This is a genomic window from Streptomyces sp. NPDC002265 (genome assembly GCF_040296125.1).
Classification (GTDB): domain Bacteria; phylum Actinomycetota; class Actinomycetes; order Streptomycetales; family Streptomycetaceae; genus Streptomyces.
Map to the genome: position 1 here is coordinate 16,343 of NZ_JBEOWS010000054.1, position 20,470 is coordinate 36,812.

Consider the following 20,470-nt stretch of genomic DNA (forward strand, 5'->3'; position numbering starts at 1 on the left):
CGTCCGCGAGGCGCAGGGCGGCGTCGGGCCGCTCGCTAGCCGATGTGCAGCCGTACCGTTCCGTCGTCCATCGGCTCCACGCGTACCTGCGTGAGGTCCTGTACGACCACGTCGGGCGCGTGCAGCCCGGCCCTCGGGCCGACGCCCACGACCTGCATCCCCGCGGCGCGTCCCGCGGTGATCCCGGCGCCGGAGTCCTCGAAGACCACGCAGTCGGCGGCGGCGATCCCGAGCTCGGCGGCACCCTTCAGGAAGCCTTCGGGGTCCGGCTTGCTCGCGCCGACGGACTCGGCGGTGATCCGGACGTCGGGCAGCGCCAGGCCGGCCGCCGCCATCCGTGCCGTGGACAGGGCGACATCCGCCGAGGTCACCAGTGCGTGCGGCACCCCGCTCAGGGCGGCGAGGAACTCCGGCGCGCCGGGCACCGGCACGACACCGTCCATGTCGGCCGTCTCCGCGGCGAGCATCCAGGCGTTCTCCGCGTGGTTCTGCTCCATGGGCCGGTCGGGCAGCAGCAGGGCCATCGACGCGTACCCCTGCCGCCCGTGGACGACCTTCATGACCTCGTCGCCGTCCAGCCCGTGCCGGTCGGCCCAGCCGCGCCAGACGCGGCTCACGACGGCGTCCGAGTTGACGAGGGTGCCGTCCATGTCCAGCAGGAAGGCGCGGGCGGTGAGAACGGTGGGCACGGCGGTGGCCGTCATGGGCAGACTCCAAGCGTGGGGAACAAGGCGGCCCCGCTCGCCGGTCAGGGAAAACGAGCGGGGACCACTTTGTTTCTCTACGGTACAAAACAAATCGGGCTTCGCGCCACCGGCCCGCACGACGTTCACCCGATGTTCAGCCGGGGCGGGCTCGGGCGACGGGGCTCAGCCCGCGATCGCCTCCCACAGGCTCCACAGCCCGAGCGCCACCATCAGCAGGGCCGCGACCTTGGTGATGAGCGCCAGCGGAACCCGCTTCATCAGCGCCTTTCCGCCCACGATGCCGAGTCCGGCGACCGCCCAGAGCGCGAGCACCGCGCCGAGGCCGACGGACAGCGGGTCGTCGTAACGGGCCGCGAGGTTCGCGGTCATGATCTGGGTGAGATCGCCGAACTCGGCGGCCAGGATCAGCATGAAGCCGGCTCCGGCGACCTTCCAGAACGACTGGTTCTCCGGCTTGCGGATCTCCTCATCGCCGTCGTCCTTCTTCATCAGCAGCACCGCGGCGCCACCGAGGAAGAGCACACCCGTCAGCGCGTGCACGATCTGCTGGGGCAGCAGCGTCAGCACACTGCCCGCCGCGACGGCGAGCACGACGTGCAGGGTGAACGCGGCGGCGACACCGGCGAAGACGTACGAGGCGCGGTAGCGGGTGCCTAGGACGAGGCCGGCGAGGGCGGTCTTGTCCGGCAGCTCGGCCAGGAAGACGACGCCGAAGACGAGTGCCGTCACGGTAAGGCTGATCAAGGTTCCTCAATCGGTCGGGGCTGCCCCGCCGAGAGTGCTGCGCTCTGCTTCACGACACCTCGGCACGGCAGCACACGGGACCCGCACCGACGGGTACGGGTGTGCACTGCTTGCCGAAGGTCTCGCTGGCCGGCCCCGTGAACGAGGCCTGCCTCCGGGCGCCGGCTCAGACGAGCTGAGCAGTATGTCGACGGTCCGGCGAAGAGCTACTCCCCTTCTGCTCCGCCCATCGTACGCGATGCCCCGGGCGGCCCCCAGGGACGAAAGTCCCTGCCGGCCCCTTGTTGTGTCATGTTCACGTCACTAACTTCTTACCGGGCGCACACCTCCACGCAACGCGGCGCCGCGAGCATTCAGTCGCTCGCACACCAACACCCCTGCCCCCCAAGGGAGTTCGCATGTCGAAGTTCTACGCGCGTCGACGGGTGAGCATACTCGCCACGCTCACCGGGCTCATAGCCTCCGCCGGACTTTTCAACTCCCCGACCGCCTCCGCCGCCCTCCCCACTCCGGTCAGCGCCGCCACGGCCCGCACCTACCTCGCCTCGCTCACCGTGGCGACCGAGAACCGTACCGGCTACTCCCGGGACCTGTTCCCGACCTGGATCACCATCAGCGGGACCTGCAACACCCGTGAGTACATCCTCAAGCGCGACGGCTCCAACGTCACCACCGACTCCGCCTGTGTCGCCACCGGCGGCAGCTGGTACTCCGTCTACGACGGCGCCACCTGGACCGCCGCCTCCGACGTCGACATCGACCACCTCGTCCCGCTGGCCGAGGCCTGGGACTCCGGCGCGAGCGCCTGGACCACGGCCCAGCGCCAGGCCTTCGCCAACGACGTGACGCGCCCGCAGCTGCTCGCCGTCACGGACAACGTCAACCAGTCCAAGGGCGACAAGGACCCGGCCGAGTGGATGCCCCCGCTCAGCTCGTACGCCTGCACCTACGCCCGTGCCTGGGTGCAGGTGAAGTACTACTACAACCTCAAGATCGACTCGGCCGAGAAGACCAAGCTGACCTCGGTGCTCAACGGCTGCTGAGCAGGCGTTCCCCGGCCCTCCTCCGGCGTCCCGTGCGGCTCGGGACGCCGGGGCGGGGCGCTCGCCGGCCCGCCGCCTGGCCGGTCAGCAGACGGCCGCCGGGAGGACGCCGTCGTCGCCGACGAGGGTGACCTTCGCGGTGCCGTCCCCGTCCTGCGCGAAGGCGGCCGTGCACACCAGCTGGCGCCGCGCGCCGTCCGACAGGGGCCGCACGTCCAGCGGGAGGCGGATGATCACGGTGCCGGGGGCCGTCTTCACCTCCGCCCCGGCCTCGGCGCCCGGCGGCAGGTCCGTGTGGAGTCCGGCCGAGCGCTCCTCGTCGGAGAGGCCGGTGAGCAGCAGGGCAAGGGTCTTCGGGAGCGACACCGGCACATCGGCACTCGAGAGGTCGGGCACGAAGGACCGGACAGCCGGTGTCAGCCGGCCGCCCGCGTCGAGGAAGAACAGCACCGCCCGGTGCTTGTACGCGGGATAGACCGGGACGGTGGCCGGCCCGCCCGCCTCGATGACGTCGCTCGCCTGCACTCCGCAGCCGGTGAGCAGGGCGGACGCCGCGGCACAGCCCGCGAGGACACGCCCCACGCGTGAGCGTGGGCGTGGGCCCGCGGCCCGGCCCGGGCCTGTGCGGCTCATGCCGTCCCCTCCCGGCCCGCCAGGGGAATCTCCACGGTGAAGACGGCACCGCCCCGCGGGCCGTTCGCGGCGCGGATCGTGCCGCCGTGCAGCCGTACGTTCTCCAGGGTGATGGCCAGGCCGAGGCCGCTGCCCGCCGAACGGCCGCGGGCCGCGTCCGCCTTGTAGAAGCGGTCGAAGATGTGCGGCAGCACGTCGGCGGGGATGCCGGGACCGGCGTCCGCGACCTCGGTGACGAGCCGGACGGGCGGCGGGCCCGCCCCGGGCTCCCCGGCGCCGTACGGCTCGGTGCGCAGCCGCACCACGACGGGCGTGCCGCCGTGCCGCAGCGCGTTGCCGACGAGGTTGGCGACGACGACGTCGAACCGCCGGGGGTCGATCCGGGCCCGGATGCCGTCGGGCAGTTCCGTGACGATCTCGCCGGGGTCGGTCCAGCGCCGGCTCGCCAGGGTCTTGCGGATGGTCTGGGCGATGTCGACCTCGTCGGTGTTCAGCTCGGCGGCCCGGGCGTCGAACCGGGAGATCTCCATCAGGTCCTCGACGAGGACCGCCAGTTTGCCTGTCTCGGCGCTGATCAGCCGGACGGCGGCGGCGGTGTCCGGAGCGAGCCGGGCCGCGTCCTCGTCGAGCACCTCGGTGACGGCCAGCATCCCGGCCAGCGGGGTGCGCAGTTCGTGGGAGACGTCGGAGGCGAAGCGGCGGGCGCGGGCCTCCGCAGCCCGCAGTTCGCCGACGGTCCGCTCCAGTTCGGCGGCGGTCTCGTTGAAGGTGCCCGCCAGATCGGCGAGTTCGTCGCCGCCCCGGACCTGGATCCGGGTGTCCAGGCGCCCGTCGCCCATCCGGCGGGCGGCCGTGCTCAGTTCGCGGACCGGGCGCAGCACGCTGCGCGCCGACAGCAGGGCCGGCAGGAGCGCCACCGCGAGACCGGGGACGGCGCCGTCGCGGGCCGCGGTGAGCATGGCCCGGACGTTGGTCTCCTCGTCGGACAGCGGCATCACGGCGTACAGGATCAGCCCGGTGGGACGCACGGTCCCGCCGACGCGGAAGACGGTCGGGACGGCCACGGTCAGCCAGGGGGTGCCGTGCTGGTCGACCCGCTGGAAGCTGCCGCGCGCATGGGCGTGCGCGGCCCGCCGCAGCTCGGGGGTGATCACGGTGGAGACCGGATCGTAGGCCGAGGAGATCCGCAGCGAGCCGTACTCTGCGAACACCACCCAGGGATGGGGGTTGCCCTGCCGGGCGAGCAGGCGCAGCCGCTCCTGGAACGCCTTGGGGTCGACGGGCAGCGGGGTGCCCAGTTCCTGGACCCGCTCGCGGAAGGAGGACACCGCGGTGTCCTGGGCCTGCTGGAGGATCGCGGTGCGGGCCTCGCGGTAGGTGAGGGCCGCGGTGGTCCCGGCGCTGACCGCGGCGACCAGCAGGAAGGCGAGCACCAGTCGGGTGCGCAGCCCGATGAGGATCCTGCGGCGTCTCACCACGGGTTCACCGGGACGGTGCCGCGCCGTCCCTCCTCGTCGGCGTGCGGGCCGGGGCCTGGCATCACGGCTCAGCTCCGCTCGGTGTGCGGGAGCGGTCCGAAGCGGTAGCCGAAGCCCCGCAGGGTCTGGATGTAGCGGGGCTCGCCCGGCACGTCCTCGATCTTGTTGCGCAGGCGTCGTACACACGCGTCGACCAGCCGGGCGTCGCCGTGGAAGCTGTGCTCCCAGACCTGTTCGAGCAGTTGCTGCCGGCTGAAGACCTGCTCGGGCGCGGCCGTCAGGTACAGCAGGAGCCTGAGCTCGGAGGGGGCGAGCGCCACGCGCTGCCCGGCCTTGGCGACGGTCAGTCCGGCGCGGTCGATGGTGAGGTCGCCGTGCGTCTCCACCGCGGAGCGTCCGCCCGGCTCGTCGATGCGGCGCAGCACGGCCCGGATGCGGGCCTCGATGACCTCCGTACGGGCGGGTTTGACGATGTAGTCGTCGGCTCCGGCCTCCAGCCCGACCACCACGTCGAAGTCGTCGCCGCGGGCGGTGAGCATGATGATCGGCAGCTGTCCGGCCTCGCGCACCCGGCGGCAGACCTGGACGCCGTTGATGCCGGGCAGCATGAGGTCCAGGAGCAGCAGGTCGGGCCGGAACGCGCCGATGGCCTCGAGTCCGGCCTCGCCGGTGGCGGCGCTGCGCACCTCGTGCCCGCGGCGGCGCAGGCCGAGTTCGATGCCTTCGCGGACGGAGGCGTCGTCTTCGATGAGCAGGACACGTGGCATGTGCAAAGTATTCCATTCGATCAAGTGGCTGAAGCGCAGATGACGGACGCGGAACGTCAAGCGGCGGTCGTGAGCGTTCATGCGGCCGTCCGGCGACGCCAAGTCGCGGGCAGCGCAACCCGGCCGGCAGACGGCGGCTGTGGCCGCTCCCCCGGGGTCAGCCGCGGCGGCGCGCCGGCCTGCGCACCGCCCGCATCGCCGCCTCCAGTTCGGTCAGGCGCAGCGGGCGGGCCAGCAGCGCGAAGACCGCCAGGACGGCCGCCGCACCGGCCGCCGCCGACACCGGCGGCCCGAGGAAGGCCGTACGCCCGGCCGCCGCGTGGCCCAGCAGGACGGCCGGGACCGCGGCCGTCAGCAGCCGGGCCAGCCCGGCCACGGCCGGGGAGCGCCACGGCGCGCGCCGGACGCCGGCCCCCGCCCTCAGCCTGCGGTCGAGGACGCGGGCGGTGACCATCCACCCCGCGAACAGCGCCGCCGAGTACGCTCCGGCCATCCCGGTGACCGCCCAGCGCACGGGCAGCAGCGCACACGCGGCCGCGGACAGGCCCGCGTTGAGCCCGGCGATCACCAGGTTGAGCAGGAAGGGCGTACGGGTGTCGGAGAGCGCGTAGAAGGCGCGGGAGAGGACGTACTGCCCGGAGAAGGCGATCAGTCCGGGCGCGAAGGCCGCCAGCGCCCCCGCCATGACCGCGATGTCGTCCGCGCCGGTCCTGCCGTACTGGAAGGCGACCGCCATGACCGGCCCGGCCGCGGCGAGGAGCACGCTCGCGGCGGGCACGACGGCGGCCGAGGTGCTGCGCAGGGCGTACGAGACGTCCCGGCGCACCCCTGCCGTGTCGCCGTCGGCCGCCTTGCGGCTCATACCCGGCATCAGCGCGGTGACCAGGGAGACGGTCACGATGCCGTGCGGGACGGCCCACAGCAGATACGCGTTGCCGTAGGCGCTGAATCCGGCGCCGCCGTCGATCCCCCGGGCCGCCGCTCGCTGCCCCGCCGAGGTCGCGAGCCGGGTCACCAGCCAGTAGGCGAGCTGGTTGGTGAGCACGAGCAGGACCAGCCAGCCGGCCGAGCGCAGCGGCCGGGACAGCCCGCTGCCCCGCCAGTCGAAGCGGGGCCGCCAGCGGAAGCGGGCCGCGCGCAGGGACGGCAGCAGGGCCAGCGCCTGGACGACGATCCCGGCCGTGGTGCCCCAGCCGAGCAGCGCGGTCTCGCCGGGGGTGAGCGGATGGCCGTCCACGACGGTGGCCAGGTACAGGCCGAAGACGGCGATGACGACCACGTTGTTGAGCACCGGCGTCCACATCATGGCGCCGAACCGGCCCCGGGCGTTCAGCACCTGCCCCAGCAGGGTGAACAGACCGAGGAAGAAGATCTGGGGCAGACAGGAGCGGGCGAAGGCCACCGTCGTCGCCGCCTGCGCGCCCGTGTAGTCGGTGTAGGCCGCCACCAGGGCGGGTGCGGCGAGCACCGCCCCGGCCGTGATCAGCACCAGCGCGGCCGTGCAGGCGGTGAGCAGACGGTCGGTGTAGGCGGCTCCGCCGTCCTCGTGCTCCTTGGCGGCCTTGACGAGTTCGGGGACGAAGACGGCGTTGAGCGCGCCGCCGAGGAGCAGCGTGTAGACGATGTTGGGGACGGTGTTGCCGACCGCGTAGCCGTCGGCGGCCAGTCCCGCGCCGAGCGCGGCGGCGACCACGGCGGAGCGTACGAAGCCGGTGGCGCGGGAGACGAGGGACCCGGCCGCCATGACCGCGCCGCTGCGCAGCACCGAGCCCGAACGGCGGGCCGGCCGCTCCCGGGTGTCCTTCGTGGCCTCCGTACCCTCCGTGCGCTCGGCGTCGTCCGCGCCCGACGGGCCCGTCGCGTCCGTCGGGCCGGTCCCGTCGGCGGGGCCGGGGCCGTCCGGGGCGGTCCGGGGCGGGGCGGCGCTCATCGCCGGGCCAGGTACAGCCGGAACGCGCGGTACAGCGTGTGGTTGGCAGGACCGTTCAAGGGTGTCTCCCATTCCCCCAGCGTCTCGGCGACCTGTCCCCCGGTACCGAGCTTCCATCGCAGCAACCCGTACGAGCGTTCGCCGGGGTCGAGCGTGGAGGGTATCCCGCGCATGTCGTAGACGTCCGCGCCACGGGCGTGGGCGTCGAGCATCATCTGCCACTGGAGCGCGTTGGAGGGGCGGACCTCGCGCCGGTGGTCGGCCGAGGCCCCGGTCTGGTACCAGACCCGCCGACCCACGGTGATCATGGTGTGGGCGGCCAGGATCTCGCCCTCGTGGCGGGCGAGGTAGAGCCTCATCCGGCCCGGCTCCTCGGCGTTGAGGGCCGCGTACTGACGCTCGTAGTACGCGAGCGAGCGCCCGAGACGGAAGCCGTCGCGTTCCTCCGTGACCCTCAGCAGCCGGTAGAAGTCCGGGAGTTCGGCAGCACCTCCCACCGTGACCTGCACGCCCGCCTTGCGCGCCCGGCGGATGTTGCGCCGCCACTCCTGGTTGAGCCCGGACCACAGGTCGTCGGCGGTGCGTCCGGCCAGCGGCACCCGGAAGACATAGCGGGGCTGGGCGTCCCCGTCGGCGTCCCCGTCGCCGCACCGCCGCCAGCCGCGGGCCCGCAGCCGCTCGGCGACGGCGGTGCCCAGCGGGTCGACCTCGCAGTCGAGCAGGTCGGACAGGCGCCGCCCGGGACCGGCCGCCGCCTTGAGCGCGGCGGCGCTCCACCGGCGGTGGGCGGGCGAGGGCCCGATGCGCACGGCGAACGCGCCCTGGGCGCGCAGATGGCCGAGCAGCGGGGAGAGCCAGCCGTCGAGGTCCGGGTCGGTCCAGTCGGCGACCGGCCCTTCGGGCAGATAGGCGAAGTGTCTTCGCGTGCCCGGGAACTGGCGGAGCAGCACCAGCGCCACCCCGCTCAGCCGGGCCGCGCCGGAGCCGGACCTCGGCCCCCAGCCGAGCAGCTGGGACCGCCAGCCGGCCTTCACCGTCGCCCAGGACGGGCACTGGAGAAAGCCCGGAGCCAGGGCGGCTCCGGTGCCGGACGCGAGAAAGGCGCGGTACGTCTCGGCGGAGACGGGACCCAGCCACGTCTGCCGCTGTCCGCGTCCTGCCGTCACGAGCAGCGCTGACACTGCGCCTCCTCGGGGGCCGTGGATGTCGGGTGGGAACCGGGCCGTTCGGCTCGGGACGCCAGGAAGATTCACAGCCGCCCGTGACCGTTGCGAGCGGCGTATGTGACGGGACGACGACCGTTCCCCGGCAACCGCCGTCACACGGCCCGCAAGCCGCCGTACAGCGCTTTCCGCGCCCTAGGGTCCAGTGCGTTCCCGGTGCGCTTCGACTCCCCACGGAGGTATTTCCGTTGAGCCAGATACGTCATGCGGTCCGCAGGGGCCGGACCCGGCACCCGGTCCGCAGCGGTCCGGTCCGCTCCCGCGCCGCCGTGGCCGCGGCGGTCGCCGCCCTGCTGACCGCGGCCCTGGCGGCCTGTTCGTCCGGCGGTACGACGGCCGCCGGCCCGGACGCGAAGGCCGGCGCGGGGAGCGCGCACGGCCGGACGGTCACCGTCACCGTGACGCCGGACGGCGCCCGGGCGAAGGCGGGCAGGCCCGTCGTGGTCACCGCCCACGGCGGCACCCTCACCTCGGTCACCGTCAGCGACACCCACGGCGGCACGCTCACCGGCACCCTGTCGGACGGCGGCCGGACCTGGACCTCGCAGCGCAACGCCGTGCCCGGCGCCTCCTACACCGTCAAGGCGGACACCCTGGCGCAGGACGGCACCACGGGGACCCGGCGGACCGCCTTCGGCACGGCCGCCCCCGGCCGGGTCAACAAGGTGGACTGGCGGCCCGGCGACACCACGACCGTCGGGGTGGCCCAGCCGATCTCACTGGTCTTCGACCACCCCGTCCGCGACAAGGCTGCGGTGGAGCGGCAGTTGAGGGTCACCACCTCGAACGGCACCGAGGGCTGCTGGGGCTGGATGAAGGACTGGTCGGGCAAGGACCGGATCGACTGGCGTCCCCGGGAGTACTGGCGTCCCGGCACCGAGGTGACCCTGGACGCCCGGCTGAACGGCACCGACTCCGGGCCGGACGGCGGCTGGTTCGTCCGCGACTACCGGTTCGGCTTCACCGTCGGCCCGCGGCAGGTGTTCAAGGTCGACCTCGACAGCAAGCAGCTCACCCTGGAACGCGACGGCCACGACGTGCGGACCTTCCCGGTGTCCGGCGGCACGCCCGGCCCCGAGACGGGCTCCTGGCGCGGCACCGAGGTGGTGCTGGCGAAGGAGGGCACGATCCGGATGAACTCCGAGACGGTGAACCTGGGCAACGCCTACGACCAGATGGTCGACTACGCGGTACGGCTGACCTGGTCGGGCACCTACGCGCACGCGGCTCCGTGGAACGCCGCCTACTTCGGCCGGGCCAACAGGAGCCACGGTTGCATCGGCATGAGCGACGCCGACGCCCGGTGGCTCTACGAACGCGTCCGGGTCGGGGACCCGTTCGAGGTCGAGGGCGCGCAGACGAAGGGCGTGGTGGCGCCGAACAACGGCCTCGGCGACTGGAACGTGGACTGGGAGCACTGGCGCACGCTGAGCGCCCTGCGCTGACCGCACGCAGAGACCCGGGCCACCCGCGCCGACCGCACCCGGGACCCGGGACCGGGGGTGTACACACCCTTTGCCGGTTACGGGCGATGCGTGCCGTGCGTGCCCTTCTACACGCCCTTATCGAAAATCCACCCGCCCCACCTGGAACTCCTGTCACACTTCCGGCGTACGCTGTATGGCTGTCATGGCTGCCCCTGCCGCTCCCCCGCGACATCGCGGCGCGGCAGGGCCACGGGGGAATAGCAGGGAGTTTGCGGTGCTGGAGGTTGTGGGGGCGCTGACGGGCAGTCCATGGATATACGCCATGGTGGCCGTATCGGTCCTCTTCGATGTGTTCGTGCCGGTACTGCCGAGCGGCGTCCTGGTGATCACGGCCGCCACGGCGGCGGCCGCGGGCTCGGGCGCGGCCGTGGCCGGGGAGGTGCCCGCCCGGGTCCCCGACATCCTGTTCCTGATCCTCTCCGCCGCCACCGCCTCGGTCCTCGGGGACATGGCGGCCTACCGCCTGGCCTGGCGCGGCGGCGAGCGCCTGGACCGGGCGATCGCCCGCTCGCGACGGCTGCGCCTCGCGCAGGAGCGGCTCGGCGCGGCCCTCGCCCGGGGCGGCGGCGCCCTGGTCGTGCTGGCCCGCTTCGCCCCGGCCGGTCGATCGGTCGTCTCGCTGGGCGCGGGTGCCGCCCGCCGGCGCGTCCGCGACTTCCTGCCCTGGTCCGCGCTGGCCGGTCTCTCCTGGGCCGTCTACAGCGTCGCCCTCGGCTACTTCGGCGCGCAGTGGCTGGGCGCCACCTGGCTGGCCACGGGCGTGTCGGTGCTGGCACTGTTTGGGGCGGGCTCCGCCGCCGCACTCCTGATGCGGCGCCGGCCGGCGTCGTAGGACCGGGGCGCCGGATCCGGACGCGCGGCGCTCAGCCCGCCTGCCGGACCGCCTGCCCGCGGATCTCCAGGCCGTCGAGGAGTTCCGCGGTGGCCCGCGCGACGGCGTCCACGGCGCGTTCGAACACCTCCTGGTTGTGGGCGGCGGGCGCACGGAACCCGGAGACCTTGCGCACGTACTGGAGAGCGGCGGCGCGGATCTCCTCCTCCGTGGCCTCCTCGGGCAACGCGGGCGGACGGAGCGTCTTGATGCTGCGGCACATGACACCAGTGTGGCCCCCCGCGCGCGGGCCCCGCAGGAAGTCGTCGTGACGGCCGCTGCGATGATCCTCACCGAGGCGGCCACCGTGACGGGGCCGACCGACGAGAGGAGCCATCCATCATGGCGAACGACGAACTCACCGTGGCCGTCCTGGGTCCGGGCGGCGTGGGCGGCCTGCTGGCCGCACTGCTGTCCCGCGCCGGGCACCGGGTGATCTGCCTTGCGGGCGACGAGACGGCCCGCACCCTGCGCACCGACGGCATCCGCGTCCGCAGCGAGCTGTTCGGCGACTTCACCGCCAGGGTCGAGGCGGCCGCGGAACTGGACGAACCGGTCGACGCCTGTCTGGTCGCGGTCAAGCACACCGCGCTCGACGCGGCCCTGGCCCGGGTCGCGCCCGCGGCCCTGGGCGACGCCCTCCTCGTACCGTTCCTGAACGGTGTGGAGCACCCGGCGGCCCTGCGCGAGCGCCACCGCCCCGACCGGGTGGCACCCGCCGTCATCCGCGTCGAGTCGACCCGGGTCGCGCCCGGGGTGATCGAGCACGGCAGCCCGTTCGCGGAGGTCGACCTGACCGGCGACCCGGTCCCGCGCGCCCTCCTGGACCGGCTCGCCGGGGCTCTCGCGGCCGCCGGAGCGGTCACCCGCGTACTGCCCGACGAGGCGGCCGCGCTGTGGGCGAAGATGTCGTTCCTCGCCCCCTTCGCCCTGCTCACCACCCGGTACGGCCTCCCCCTGGGCGACATCCGCACCCGCCACCGCGAGGAGCTGGCGGCCCTGGTGGCGGAGACGGCCGCGGTGAGCCGCGCCTGCGGCGGCCCGTCCGACCCGGCCGCGGCGCTGGCCCGCTACGACGCCTTCCCGGCTCGGACCCGGTCGTCGATGCAGCGCGACGCCGAAGCGGGCCGTCCGCTCGAACTGGACGCGATCGGCGGGGCGTTGCTGCGGGCGGCCGGACGGCACGGCGTTCCCGTACCCGTGGCGGCCCGTGTGGTGGGACAGCTGGCGGACGCCGGGCACTGACCGCGCGGGCCGCCGCGGAACCTGTCACGGCCGCACGGCAGGTTCCGCGGGGGCCCGGGGTCGCATCGCCACCGAACCGAACACGCGTTCGGCACACTCGTTCGTATGAACCCCCGGAAGGAACTCGCACCGCAAAATCGAACAGGCGTAGCATTGCCGCGTGGCTACGACCTATGACTTCCCCAGTGACCTCCGCGCCGGCCAGGAGGAGCTGCATCAGGTCCGGGCCGAGCTGTCGGCCCTGCTGAAGCGGCTTCCCTGGTCGGTCGAGCCGCTGGACGGCTTCAGCGACCACAACGGCTGGCGCAAGGTGGAGCGCCCCGCCTCCCCTGGCTGGACGGCGGACGAACAGGCCGAGGTGGAGAAGCTGCGGCAGCGGGAGCACGAGCTCGCGGTGTTCGTCACCTGTCACCGGTTCTGGGCCGAGATCGCGGCCGGGGACCGGATGGAGGCACGCACCCGGCTCAAGCACGCCCACGAGACCGCACCCGCGGACGACACCGCCCCCTGACGGTCCCCGCCGCCGCAACACGCTACGGCGCCGGCACCCGCGAAGCCGGCGGGACACGCCGCCGCCGGAACACACGAGAGGCCCCCGCGGACTTCCGCGGGGGCCTCTCGCACCGGCACTGCGGCCGGTCCTGGTGGGCGCGGACGGTTTCGAACCGCCGACATCCTGCTTGTAAGGCAGGCGCTCTACCCCTGAGCTACGCACCCAGGACGAGTCGACAGCCTACATTGCCGGGGGCACTGTCCGGCAAACGCGTATCGCGGGAACGCGCGGGTCCGGGGCCGCCGTAGCCCGGCGACGGACCCGCGCGCGGCCGCCGGGGGAAAGTCACGGTCCGTACCGTGAACCGACCGGCCGGTGTGTTCGTCCTCCACCGGTGGGAGAATGACACCGGGCAGGGCGGATCACAGCACGGGAGAGGGATGTGACGGCGACACCAGGACAGCCGTACTCGCCGTCGGTGCCGGGGGCACCCCGTCCCGTGCGAAGCGCGCTGCGGGACGTGCGGGACACCCTGACGCTGATGGGTCTGCCGCTCGTCGTCGCCCTCGCGCTGCCCGCCGCGTTCGCCGGGGGCGGCACCCGGCGCTGGTTCGGCGGGCGGGCGGAGAGCCAGCGCGCCGAGGCGCAGGCCGCGAAGGACGCCGCCGCGTCCGCGTTCTACGAGCTGGACACCGCCCAGCGCGATCTGCGCATCTCCATCGAGACGATCACGGCCGTCGACGGCACCCCCGCGGCCCGGCGCGCCATCGCCGACTTCGAGGCGCTCGGCGGACGGATCGACGAGGCCAGTCAGCAGTACATCAACACCGTCGACGCGCACGACCTCGACCGGGACGACCTGGAGGCGTCGGCGGCCGTCCGTGCCCGCACCGAACTCACCCGGGCCAAGGACGAACTCGACCGGGTCAAGCAGGAACTGGACCGCTTCACGGACGGGCTCGGGCCGCTGCTCGGCAAGGCCGAGACCCAGCTGGCCCGGCTCGCGCCCGCCGTCGAGCGGGCCCGCCAGGCCCTGCTGGCCGCCTCGAACGCCCTGGACGGCGCCCGCGCGGCCGGGCTGCGCGCGGACGACCTGGCCGCCCGGCTGGCCGCCCTCGGGCCGGAGCTGACCCGGCTGAACCAGGGGGCGGGACAGCACGGGGTCGCGGGGACCCTGGAGCGGGCCGAGCGGGTCTCCCGGGAGGCCGAGGCGATCCGCGCGCAGGCCGGCCGGCTGCCGGAGCAGGCCGCCGAGATCGACCACCGGCTGGTGTCGCTGCGTACCCGGGCCCAGGCCCTGACCACCCGTGCCGGGCAGGTCGACCCGGTCCTCAGCGAACTGCGGCGGCGGTTCGCGGCAGCCTGCTGGCAGGACCTCCAGGGCGTGCCGGAACAGGCCGCGCAGAACGTGCGGCAGGCCGAGACGAAGCTGACGGAGGCCCAGGCCGCGCGGGACGCGCAGCGCTGGCCGGACGCCACCGCGCTGCTGTCCACCGTACGGGCGCTGCTGAACACCACCGACGAGGCGGTGTCGGCCGCGGGTGACCGGCTGACCCGGCTGAACGCCGTGCAGAAGGACCCGCAGCAGGAGATCGAGCGCACCCGGTTCGCGCTGCGGGACGCCCAGCGGCTGGCCATGTCGGGGCGTACGACCCCGGACCCGCGGGACGCGCGGCCGCTGGACGACGCGGTGGCCCGGCTGGAGCGGGCGATCGGCACCCTGGAGGGGCGTCACCCCGACTACTGGCACTTCCTGACGGAGACGGAGGCGGTGCGGCGCTCGGCGGCGCAGGTCGTCTCGCGGATCCGCGAGGAGCGCGGCTCGGGGCACTGAGCGCCTGGGCCGGCCCCACGGACACGCCCGCCGTCCCCCTGCGGTCCGAACGGACCGGGCGGGAGCGGCGGGCGCGGTCTTCTCAGGTGCGGTAGGCGTAGAACGCGGCGTTGGGGTACGACGCGACGAGGCTCGCCACCGACCGGCGGAAGGTGTTGGTGGAGTGGTACGTCACGTACGGCACGCCGTCGGGGCTGCGGTAGGTGACGATCATGGAGTGGTCCTTGGACCCGTCCTTGTCGAAGTCCATCTGGATGACATCACCGATGTCAGCCTGGTAGACGTTCGCAAGGGGGGTGACCCGCTTCGAGTTCTGCGCGAACCACGAGAACTCGTTGACGCCGACGAACGAGTCCGACTGGATGTCGGCGTTGCCGAACCACTTGGTGTAGTCGTACACGTAGCCCGGGACGTGCTTCCAGCCGCCCGCCTTCAGCGACTGGCTGACGAAGTTGGTGCAGTCGCCGCCGTCCCCGTGACCGTTGTAGTCCGGGTAGTCCTTGTTGTAGGTGCTCCAGTACTTCTCCGCGTACGCGGCCATGGCCTTGTAGTCGTACGTGGTTCCGGTGAAGCTCTTGGGGTTGGCGGGCGCCGGCCGGGTGGTGGCCGCGCGCGGGGCGTCCGGCGTGGTGGTGTCGGCGGTCGTCGGGGAGGCCGAGGCCTTCACCGTCGGAGAGGCCGAGGCCTTCACCGTCGGGGTCGCCGAAGCCTTGCCCGTCGGGGTGGCCGAGGCCTTGCCCGTCGGGGAGGGCGATGCCTTGACCGCCGGGTTGGCGGCCGGGTTGGCCACCTGGTTGACGGCGAGGTAACCGGTGTCGGTCTCCTTGATGCCGGTCAGCTGCCAGTTGCCGTGGCTGTCCGCGGTGAACGTCAGCTCGTGGTGGGCCTGGAAGCCGGTGGTCTTCGGCTCGTTGCCGCGGACCTTGGCGTAGGTCAGGGTCGTGGTCTCGGTGACCGCGGCCTTGGCCGTGCGGCCCTTCACGTTCGTGGCGTCCAGCGTGACAGTGGTGCTGCCCTTGCTGTACTTCTCACCGAGCTTGGCGAGCAGGTCCTTGCGCTGGTCCAGCGTGGACAGGGCCGAGTCCTGGCGGCGGGCCTGCCCGGAGGACATCCGGACCCCTCCGGAGAAGGTGTCCGTCAGCGGCTTGGCACGGTTGCCCTGCGCACCGGTGACCAGGGCGTCCGTACGGTCGGTGAAGACCGCGTCCGCCAGCCGCTGGAAGGTCGCCTTGGTTCTGGCGTCCACCTTGGGATCGTCGACGACCGCCGCGCCGGCCATCCAGTTGGGCAGCAGCGCCGCACCGGCGACGACCGAGACGGCGGCCGCCCCGATTATCGTGACGCGACGGCGCGTACCTTTCAATTTCCTTGACTTCACTGATGTTTCCCCTCTATCCCGGCACTGGGGACGCCGGGAACGGCATCTTCGCACGCCGTGTGTGGCTCCTGTGAAGGGGGCTGCGGTTGAGGTTTGATTACCGCGTCAGGGCTGTCACGACGTCCGCATTTGCCACAACTGCCTTGTCCGTCAAGGCGATCACTCCACCACCGTCGACCAGTCGGGCGACTGTCCCGGGTCCAGACTGCGCAGGCGCTCCAGGGTCTCGGGCTTCTGCACGTCCATCCAGGCGGCCAACTCCTTGAAGGAGACGCACTTCACGCCCGGCTTGGTGCACACGTTCTTGATGACCTGGTCGATCGACTTCATGTAGATGCCGCCGTTCCAGTCCTCGAAGTGGTTGCCGATGAACAGCGGTGCCCGGCTACCGTAGTAGACGCGGTTGAAGCCCGCCATGTACGAGTTGACGGTCTCCTGCTCCCACTCGGGGTACTTCGCCGCGTCGCCCTCGGTCTCGCCCTCGGACTGGTTGTAGAGGAAGTTGAAGTCCATGGACAGGCCCTGGTACTTGCCGCCCTCGTACGGGAGCATCTGGAGCGGGAAGTCCCAGATGCCCTCCTTCTTCTTCGGCCATATCTGGAAGTCGCCGGCCGAACTGGCGTCGTAGGCCCACTTGTAGCTCTTGATGGCCTTCAGCAGGTTCGCCTGGCCCTCCAGGCAGGGGGCGCGGCCGCCGGTCACCTCCTTCTTGAAGTCGAAGGGCAGCGGGGCGATGTCGGTGAAGCCGGTGTTGGTCTTCCAGTGCTCCACGAAGTCGTAGAACTGGTCGATCTCGCTCTTCCACTCCTCGACGCTCCAGTCGCCGCCGCCCTTGGTGCCGCAGAAGTGCCCGTTGAAGTGGGTGCCGATCTCGTTGCCGTCCTTCCACGCCTCGCCGAGCTGCTCCAGCGTGGTGCGGATGTGCTCGTCGGTGGCGTAGCTGATCGCGGCCGAGCCCCGCGGGTGCTGCGGCGGGTTGTAGAGGTCGCTCTTGTTCTTGGGCAGCAGATAGATGCCCGTGAGGAAGAACGTCATGTGGGCGCCGTACTCCTTGGCCAGCTCCCGGTAGTGCGAGAAGAGCTCGTCGTCGCCCTGGAGGGCGCCGTCCCAGGAGAAGACGACGAACTGCGGCGGCTTCTCACCCTTCTTGAGCGGTACGGGCTTCAACTCGCCCTGCTGTGGCCCGGTGTAGGAGGTGGAGCCGTCCCCCAGCACCTTCGTCCTGCCGTCCCAGGGCGTCTTCTTCGCCTTGGGGACCGCCTGCTTGCCCGCGGACGCCGTCGGGGCGGTGCTGTCGGAACGGGTCAGGACCAGGTAGCCCGCGACCAGGGACGCCGCGACCAGGAGGACCGCCAGGGTGAGGAACCCGGGCCGGTTGGTGCGGAGCGGGGCACGGCCTGCGCGGCGGCGGCCGGAGGGTGACTTCATGCGCGGCTCATTCTCCGTGGGGGGTGGAGGGCGGGTGCCCGGGGCGGGGGTCAGCCGAGCGGGCTCATGGCGCCCGACCAGATGTCGTACGGGACGCTGTCGGCGGGCGTGCCCGCGATCCCCTCCAGGGGCAGCGGTTCGAGGCTCTTGGCCAGGTCGATGCGGTAGACCACCACCGCCGTCGACACGGACCGGGCCGTGCCCACGTACCACAGGGCCGTGTCGTCCTGGGTGGTGCCGATCTTCCCCGTCACCTCCGCGGAGGCCGGGGCGGCCGTGGGATGTGCGGTACGGAACGCGTCCGAGAGCGCGGAGCGGACCTCGTCGGCCACCTTCGCCCGCACCGCGCGCTGCGACACGGGCTTCTTCAGCGCGACCTTGGATCCGTTGCGGGTGATCCGGCTCACCGAGTACGGCTCGGTGTGCCGGCCCGCGTCGGCGAACGTCCCGTACGCGCTCGCCATCCGGATCGCGCTGGGCGTGGCGTTGCCCACGGACATCGCGGGCACCTGGGCGCCGAAGCTGGAGGACAGCAGCCCGGAGGCCTCCGCGGTGGCGCGCACCGTGCCGAGGCCGGTGTCCATGCCGAGCTGCATGAACGGGGTGTTGACGGATTGGGCGAGCGCCCGGTGCAGGCTGATCTGCCCGTAGGACTTCCCGCCGTCGTTGCGGGCGGCGACCTTCTTGCCGCTGCGGTCCCAGTAGGGACCCTCCGGGGTGGTGACGGGCACGTTGTCGTCGCCGTTGTAGAGCGCGTCGCCGGTGATCGGGGTGGCGGGACTGTCGCGGGTGGTGCGGACGCCGTTCTCGAGCCCGGCGGCGTAGACGAACGGGGTGAAGGCCGAACCGGCCGGGACTGTCGTGGCGTTGGACTCGTTGTAGCCCTGGGTGCGGTGGTCGGGGCCGCCGTAGACGGCGAGGATCCGGCCGTCGGCGGCGATCGACGAGGCGCCGTAGTGGGCGGTCTTCGCGAGGTCCGCGTCCTTGCGCTTCGCCTGCTTACGGGCCTTGGCGACGGCGTTGGTCAGCGCCGTCTCCCGCTTGCGGTCGAACGTCGTGTAGATCTGGTAGCCGCCGAGGTCGAAGTCCTTGTCCGAGATGCCTGCGGCCTTCTTGGCGTACTGCTGGGCCAGTTCCACCAGATAGTCGCTCTGGCTTCCGGTGTAGAAGGTCTTCGACTGCTTCATCGGCTCGGGGAAGGTCTTGTACTTGGCCCGCTCGGCCGGGGACAGCTTGCCGAGGTCCACCATGCGGTCGAGGATCCAGCCCCAGCGCTCCACCGCGCGAGCATGGTTGGCCTTGCTCAGCGAGGGGTCGAACAGACCGGCGCCCTTGAGCAGGGAGGCCAGGAAGGCGGCCTGGCTGACGTTCAGTTCACCGACGTCCTTGCCGTAGTAGGCCTGGGAGGCGCGCTGGATGCCGTAGGTGCCGCGGCCGAACCAGCTGGTGTTGAGGTAGCCCTCGAGGATCTTGTCCTTGCTCATCCGGTTGTCGAGCTTGAGGGAGATCATCGCCTCGGTGAACTTGCGGCTGATGGTCTGGTTCTGGGTCAGATAGACGTTCTTGACGTACTGCTGGGTGATGGTGGAGCCACCCTGCGTGTCGCCCGAGCCGACCGTGCGGTACAGGGCGCGCCCGATGCCGGAGACGGATATGCCCGGGTCGGAGTAGAAGCTCGCGTTCTCGGCCGCCAGCACCGCCCAGCGGACGTCCTCGGGTATGTCCTTCAGGGGCATGTCCTGCCGCTGCACCCAGCCGGTGCGGGCCATGGGCGTGCCGTCGGACCAGAAGAAGACGTTGTCCTGCTGGGTGGCATAGGAGTTGAGGTTCTGCGGGATGTCGGTGGCCGCGTACGCGACGACCAGGAACGCGCCGGTCATGCCGATGGCCGAGAAGAAGGCGCCCACCGACTGCCGCCAGGAGGGTATCCAGCGGCGCCAGTCGGTGCGGCCCGGGCGCGGGTACTGCGGTCTGAGCTTGCGGGCGTACGGCTCCAGCTTTCGTATATAAGGAGACAGACGCTCCGTCAGCGGAGCCAGACGCGCGGTCACCGGTGCCAGCAGACGGGCCAGTGCGGCCAGGAGCGGCGCGGCGGCCACGGCGAGGCGGCCGGCGGACGAGGCCGGCGAGGCGGACCGGGTCGCGCGCCGGCCGGACGAACGGGCGGGCAGCTCCGAGGGCTTGACCACCCTCAGCTCCATGGTGGCGTCGGCCGGCGGAGGCGGTTCGAACCGCAACTGCATGGTCTCGTCCGACATCGGCGGCGGCGCGGGCGTCGGTTTCGGCGTCGACGTCGGTTTCGGTTCCGCTTTCGGCGTCAGTGGCGGTTCGAACCGCAACTGCATCGTTTCGTCCGACATCTGAGGCGGCGGCACGGGAGTACGTGGCGGCTCCGGCGGCGGCTCGAACCGCAACTGCATGGTGACGTCCGACGGTTGGGGCTCCTGGTCGAAGGCCCCGGTCGTGCCGGCCGGTATCTCCCCCTCGGCACGCCGACGACGGGAACGATTCGGCGCGCGGCGACCGCGCGGCCGACCGTCACCCCCGTGGGCCTCCGCCCCCTGCCCTTCGTCGGTCACGACTGGGTCTCCCTCCGCACTCCGTGGTGCTCGCGCGGTTCGACACAACTACCGCCCGTACGGCGGGTATCCCCCTGTGTCACCGGATCAGGGTCAAGCCCTGCGGCTCATCGCGGCTCTGCCAAATTACCAGCGATCTTTGCGAATTCTCCGCACAAGAAACAGACAGAAGCGATCGCACAGCAAACCAAGACCGCACATTACGGTCGTGTCGGTGAGTGCCTGTCCGGGGGGGGCACGCCGCGGACGCGGAGCCCGGCGCACCCTCCCGCGGAGGGGCGGTCCCCGGCGGCGTCGCCGCCGACCGTCGGCTCCCCGCTCGGGCCGGCACCTTCCTCCGGCCGGCAGCCGGACCCACTGAACCCCGCTCACCTGGACTGATACCGCATCGATGCGTTCCTGCGACGTGCTCCGCCGGACAGGCCCTAGCCTTGAGCCATGCCTCGCTACGAATACCGCTGCCGGACCTGCGGCGACACCTTCGAACTCAGCCGCCCCATGGCGGAGTCGGCCGATCCGACCGACTGCCCGGCCGGACACGCCGACACAGTGAAGTTGCTCTCAACGGTCGCGGTGGGCGGGTCGGCGGCCGCCGCCCCCGCGCCCAGGGCGGGCGGGGGCGGTGGCGGC

Annotated in this window: 19 protein-coding genes and 1 tRNA gene; 8 read left to right on the top strand and 12 right to left on the bottom strand. The window is 72.4% G+C overall.

Annotated elements, in window-relative coordinates:
* Nucleotides 1-35 precede the first annotated feature (35 nt).
* Nucleotides 36-704 carry an HAD family hydrolase gene (locus ABT085_RS12870; RefSeq protein ID WP_351605477.1) on the bottom strand — a complete coding sequence of 223 codons (669 nt, stop codon included), beginning with the start codon at nucleotides 702-704 and terminating at the stop codon, nucleotides 36-38.
* 165 nt (nucleotides 705-869) lie between these two features.
* Nucleotides 870-1,451 (bottom strand): TMEM165/GDT1 family protein, encoded by a 582-nt coding sequence (locus tag ABT085_RS12875; RefSeq protein ID WP_351605479.1) that lies wholly within the window; start codon nucleotides 1,449-1,451, stop codon nucleotides 870-872.
* A 398-nt stretch (nucleotides 1,452-1,849) separates the two neighbouring features.
* Here ABT085_RS12875 and ABT085_RS12880 point away from each other — a divergent pair, with 398 nt between their 5' ends.
* Nucleotides 1,850-2,494 (top strand): HNH endonuclease family protein, encoded by a 645-nt coding sequence (locus tag ABT085_RS12880; protein WP_351605481.1) that lies wholly within the window; start codon nucleotides 1,850-1,852, stop codon nucleotides 2,492-2,494.
* Nucleotides 2,495-2,578: 84 nt separating this feature from the next.
* Here ABT085_RS12880 and ABT085_RS12885 read toward each other — a convergent pair whose 3' ends face one another.
* The 5 genes from ABT085_RS12885 to ABT085_RS12905 all read right to left on the bottom strand — a co-directional run bounded on the left by ABT085_RS12885 (nucleotide 2,579) and on the right by ABT085_RS12905 (nucleotide 8,483).
* Nucleotides 2,579-3,076 carry a hypothetical protein gene (locus ABT085_RS12885; RefSeq protein ID WP_351605483.1) on the bottom strand — a complete coding sequence of 166 codons (498 nt, stop codon included), beginning with the start codon at nucleotides 3,074-3,076 and terminating at the stop codon, nucleotides 2,579-2,581.
* Between the two features lie 47 nt (nucleotides 3,077-3,123).
* Nucleotides 3,124-4,605 (bottom strand): ATP-binding protein, encoded by a 1,482-nt coding sequence (locus tag ABT085_RS12890; protein ID WP_502982718.1) that lies wholly within the window; start codon nucleotides 4,603-4,605, stop codon nucleotides 3,124-3,126.
* Nucleotides 4,606-4,673: 68 nt separating this feature from the next.
* The gene (locus tag ABT085_RS12895) at nucleotides 4,674-5,372 is read right to left on the bottom strand and encodes a response regulator (protein ID WP_351605488.1); all 699 of its coding nucleotides are present in this window, start codon (nucleotides 5,370-5,372) and stop codon (nucleotides 4,674-4,676) included.
* A 157-nt stretch (nucleotides 5,373-5,529) separates the two neighbouring features.
* Entirely contained in the window at nucleotides 5,530-7,302 is a 1,773-nt protein-coding gene (murJ, locus tag ABT085_RS12900; RefSeq protein ID WP_351605490.1) for a murein biosynthesis integral membrane protein MurJ, read from the bottom strand.
* The gene (locus ABT085_RS12905; protein WP_351605493.1) at nucleotides 7,299-8,483 is read right to left on the bottom strand and encodes a lipid II:glycine glycyltransferase FemX; all 1,185 of its coding nucleotides are present in this window, start codon (nucleotides 8,481-8,483) and stop codon (nucleotides 7,299-7,301) included. The genes murJ and ABT085_RS12905 overlap by 4 nt, the downstream gene beginning before the upstream one ends.
* Nucleotides 8,484-8,722: 239 nt before the next feature.
* Between ABT085_RS12905 and ABT085_RS12910 the strand changes: the two genes are divergently transcribed.
* The gene (locus ABT085_RS12910) at nucleotides 8,723-9,970 is read left to right on the top strand and encodes a L,D-transpeptidase (RefSeq protein WP_351605524.1); all 1,248 of its coding nucleotides are present in this window, start codon (nucleotides 8,723-8,725) and stop codon (nucleotides 9,968-9,970) included.
* 256 nt (nucleotides 9,971-10,226) lie between these two features.
* Nucleotides 10,227-10,844: a DedA family protein gene (locus ABT085_RS12915; RefSeq protein WP_351605495.1), complete on the top strand. Its 618-nt coding sequence runs from the start codon at nucleotides 10,227-10,229 to the stop codon at nucleotides 10,842-10,844.
* A gap of 31 nt (nucleotides 10,845-10,875) precedes the next feature.
* Here the strand turns inward: ABT085_RS12915 and ABT085_RS12920 are convergent, their stop codons facing one another.
* A complete protein-coding gene (locus tag ABT085_RS12920; protein WP_351605498.1) occupies nucleotides 10,876-11,106 on the bottom strand; it encodes a DUF2277 domain-containing protein in 231 nt (76 codons plus the stop codon).
* Between the two features lie 119 nt (nucleotides 11,107-11,225).
* Between ABT085_RS12920 and ABT085_RS12925 the strand changes: the two genes are divergently transcribed.
* Both ABT085_RS12925 and ABT085_RS12930 read left to right on the top strand, forming a co-directional pair.
* On the top strand, nucleotides 11,226-12,128 hold the full coding sequence (locus ABT085_RS12925) for a ketopantoate reductase family protein (protein WP_351605501.1): 903 nt from the start codon (nucleotides 11,226-11,228) through the stop codon (nucleotides 12,126-12,128).
* Nucleotides 12,129-12,288: 160 nt separating this feature from the next.
* Nucleotides 12,289-12,639, top strand: coding sequence for a DUF8825 domain-containing protein (locus ABT085_RS12930; protein ID WP_351605504.1), 351 nt, complete (start codon nucleotides 12,289-12,291; stop codon nucleotides 12,637-12,639).
* Between the two features lie 131 nt (nucleotides 12,640-12,770).
* Here the strand turns inward: ABT085_RS12930 and ABT085_RS12935 are convergent.
* Nucleotides 12,771-12,845, bottom strand: a tRNA-Val gene (locus ABT085_RS12935).
* 218 nt (nucleotides 12,846-13,063) lie between these two features.
* Between ABT085_RS12935 and ABT085_RS12940 the strand changes: the two genes are divergently transcribed.
* On the top strand, nucleotides 13,064-14,455 hold the full coding sequence (locus ABT085_RS12940; RefSeq protein WP_351605507.1) for a coiled-coil domain-containing protein: 1,392 nt from the start codon (nucleotides 13,064-13,066) through the stop codon (nucleotides 14,453-14,455).
* An 82-nt stretch (nucleotides 14,456-14,537) separates the two neighbouring features.
* Here the strand turns inward: ABT085_RS12940 and ABT085_RS12945 are convergent, their stop codons facing one another.
* The 3 genes from ABT085_RS12945 to ABT085_RS12955 form a co-directional block, all read right to left on the bottom strand.
* Nucleotides 14,538-15,833 (bottom strand): amidase domain-containing protein, encoded by a 1,296-nt coding sequence (locus tag ABT085_RS12945; RefSeq protein ID WP_351605510.1) that lies wholly within the window; start codon nucleotides 15,831-15,833, stop codon nucleotides 14,538-14,540.
* Nucleotides 15,834-15,992: 159 nt separating this feature from the next.
* Nucleotides 15,993-17,261 (bottom strand): polysaccharide deacetylase family protein, encoded by a 1,269-nt coding sequence (locus ABT085_RS12950; RefSeq protein ID WP_351605513.1) that lies wholly within the window; start codon nucleotides 17,259-17,261, stop codon nucleotides 15,993-15,995.
* Between the two features lie 50 nt (nucleotides 17,262-17,311).
* Nucleotides 17,312-19,504 (bottom strand): transglycosylase domain-containing protein, encoded by a 2,193-nt coding sequence (locus ABT085_RS12955; protein WP_351605516.1) that lies wholly within the window; start codon nucleotides 19,502-19,504, stop codon nucleotides 17,312-17,314.
* Between ABT085_RS12955 and ABT085_RS12960 the strand changes: the two genes are divergently transcribed.
* Nucleotides 19,461-19,625 (top strand): hypothetical protein, encoded by a 165-nt coding sequence (locus ABT085_RS12960; protein ID WP_351605527.1) that lies wholly within the window; start codon nucleotides 19,461-19,463, stop codon nucleotides 19,623-19,625. The two genes, ABT085_RS12955 and ABT085_RS12960, sit on opposite strands and share 44 nt — an antisense overlap.
* A gap of 653 nt (nucleotides 19,626-20,278) precedes the next feature.
* On the top strand, nucleotides 20,279-20,470 hold a 192-nt coding region (locus ABT085_RS12965; protein WP_351605519.1), incomplete at its 3' end, for an FmdB family zinc ribbon protein.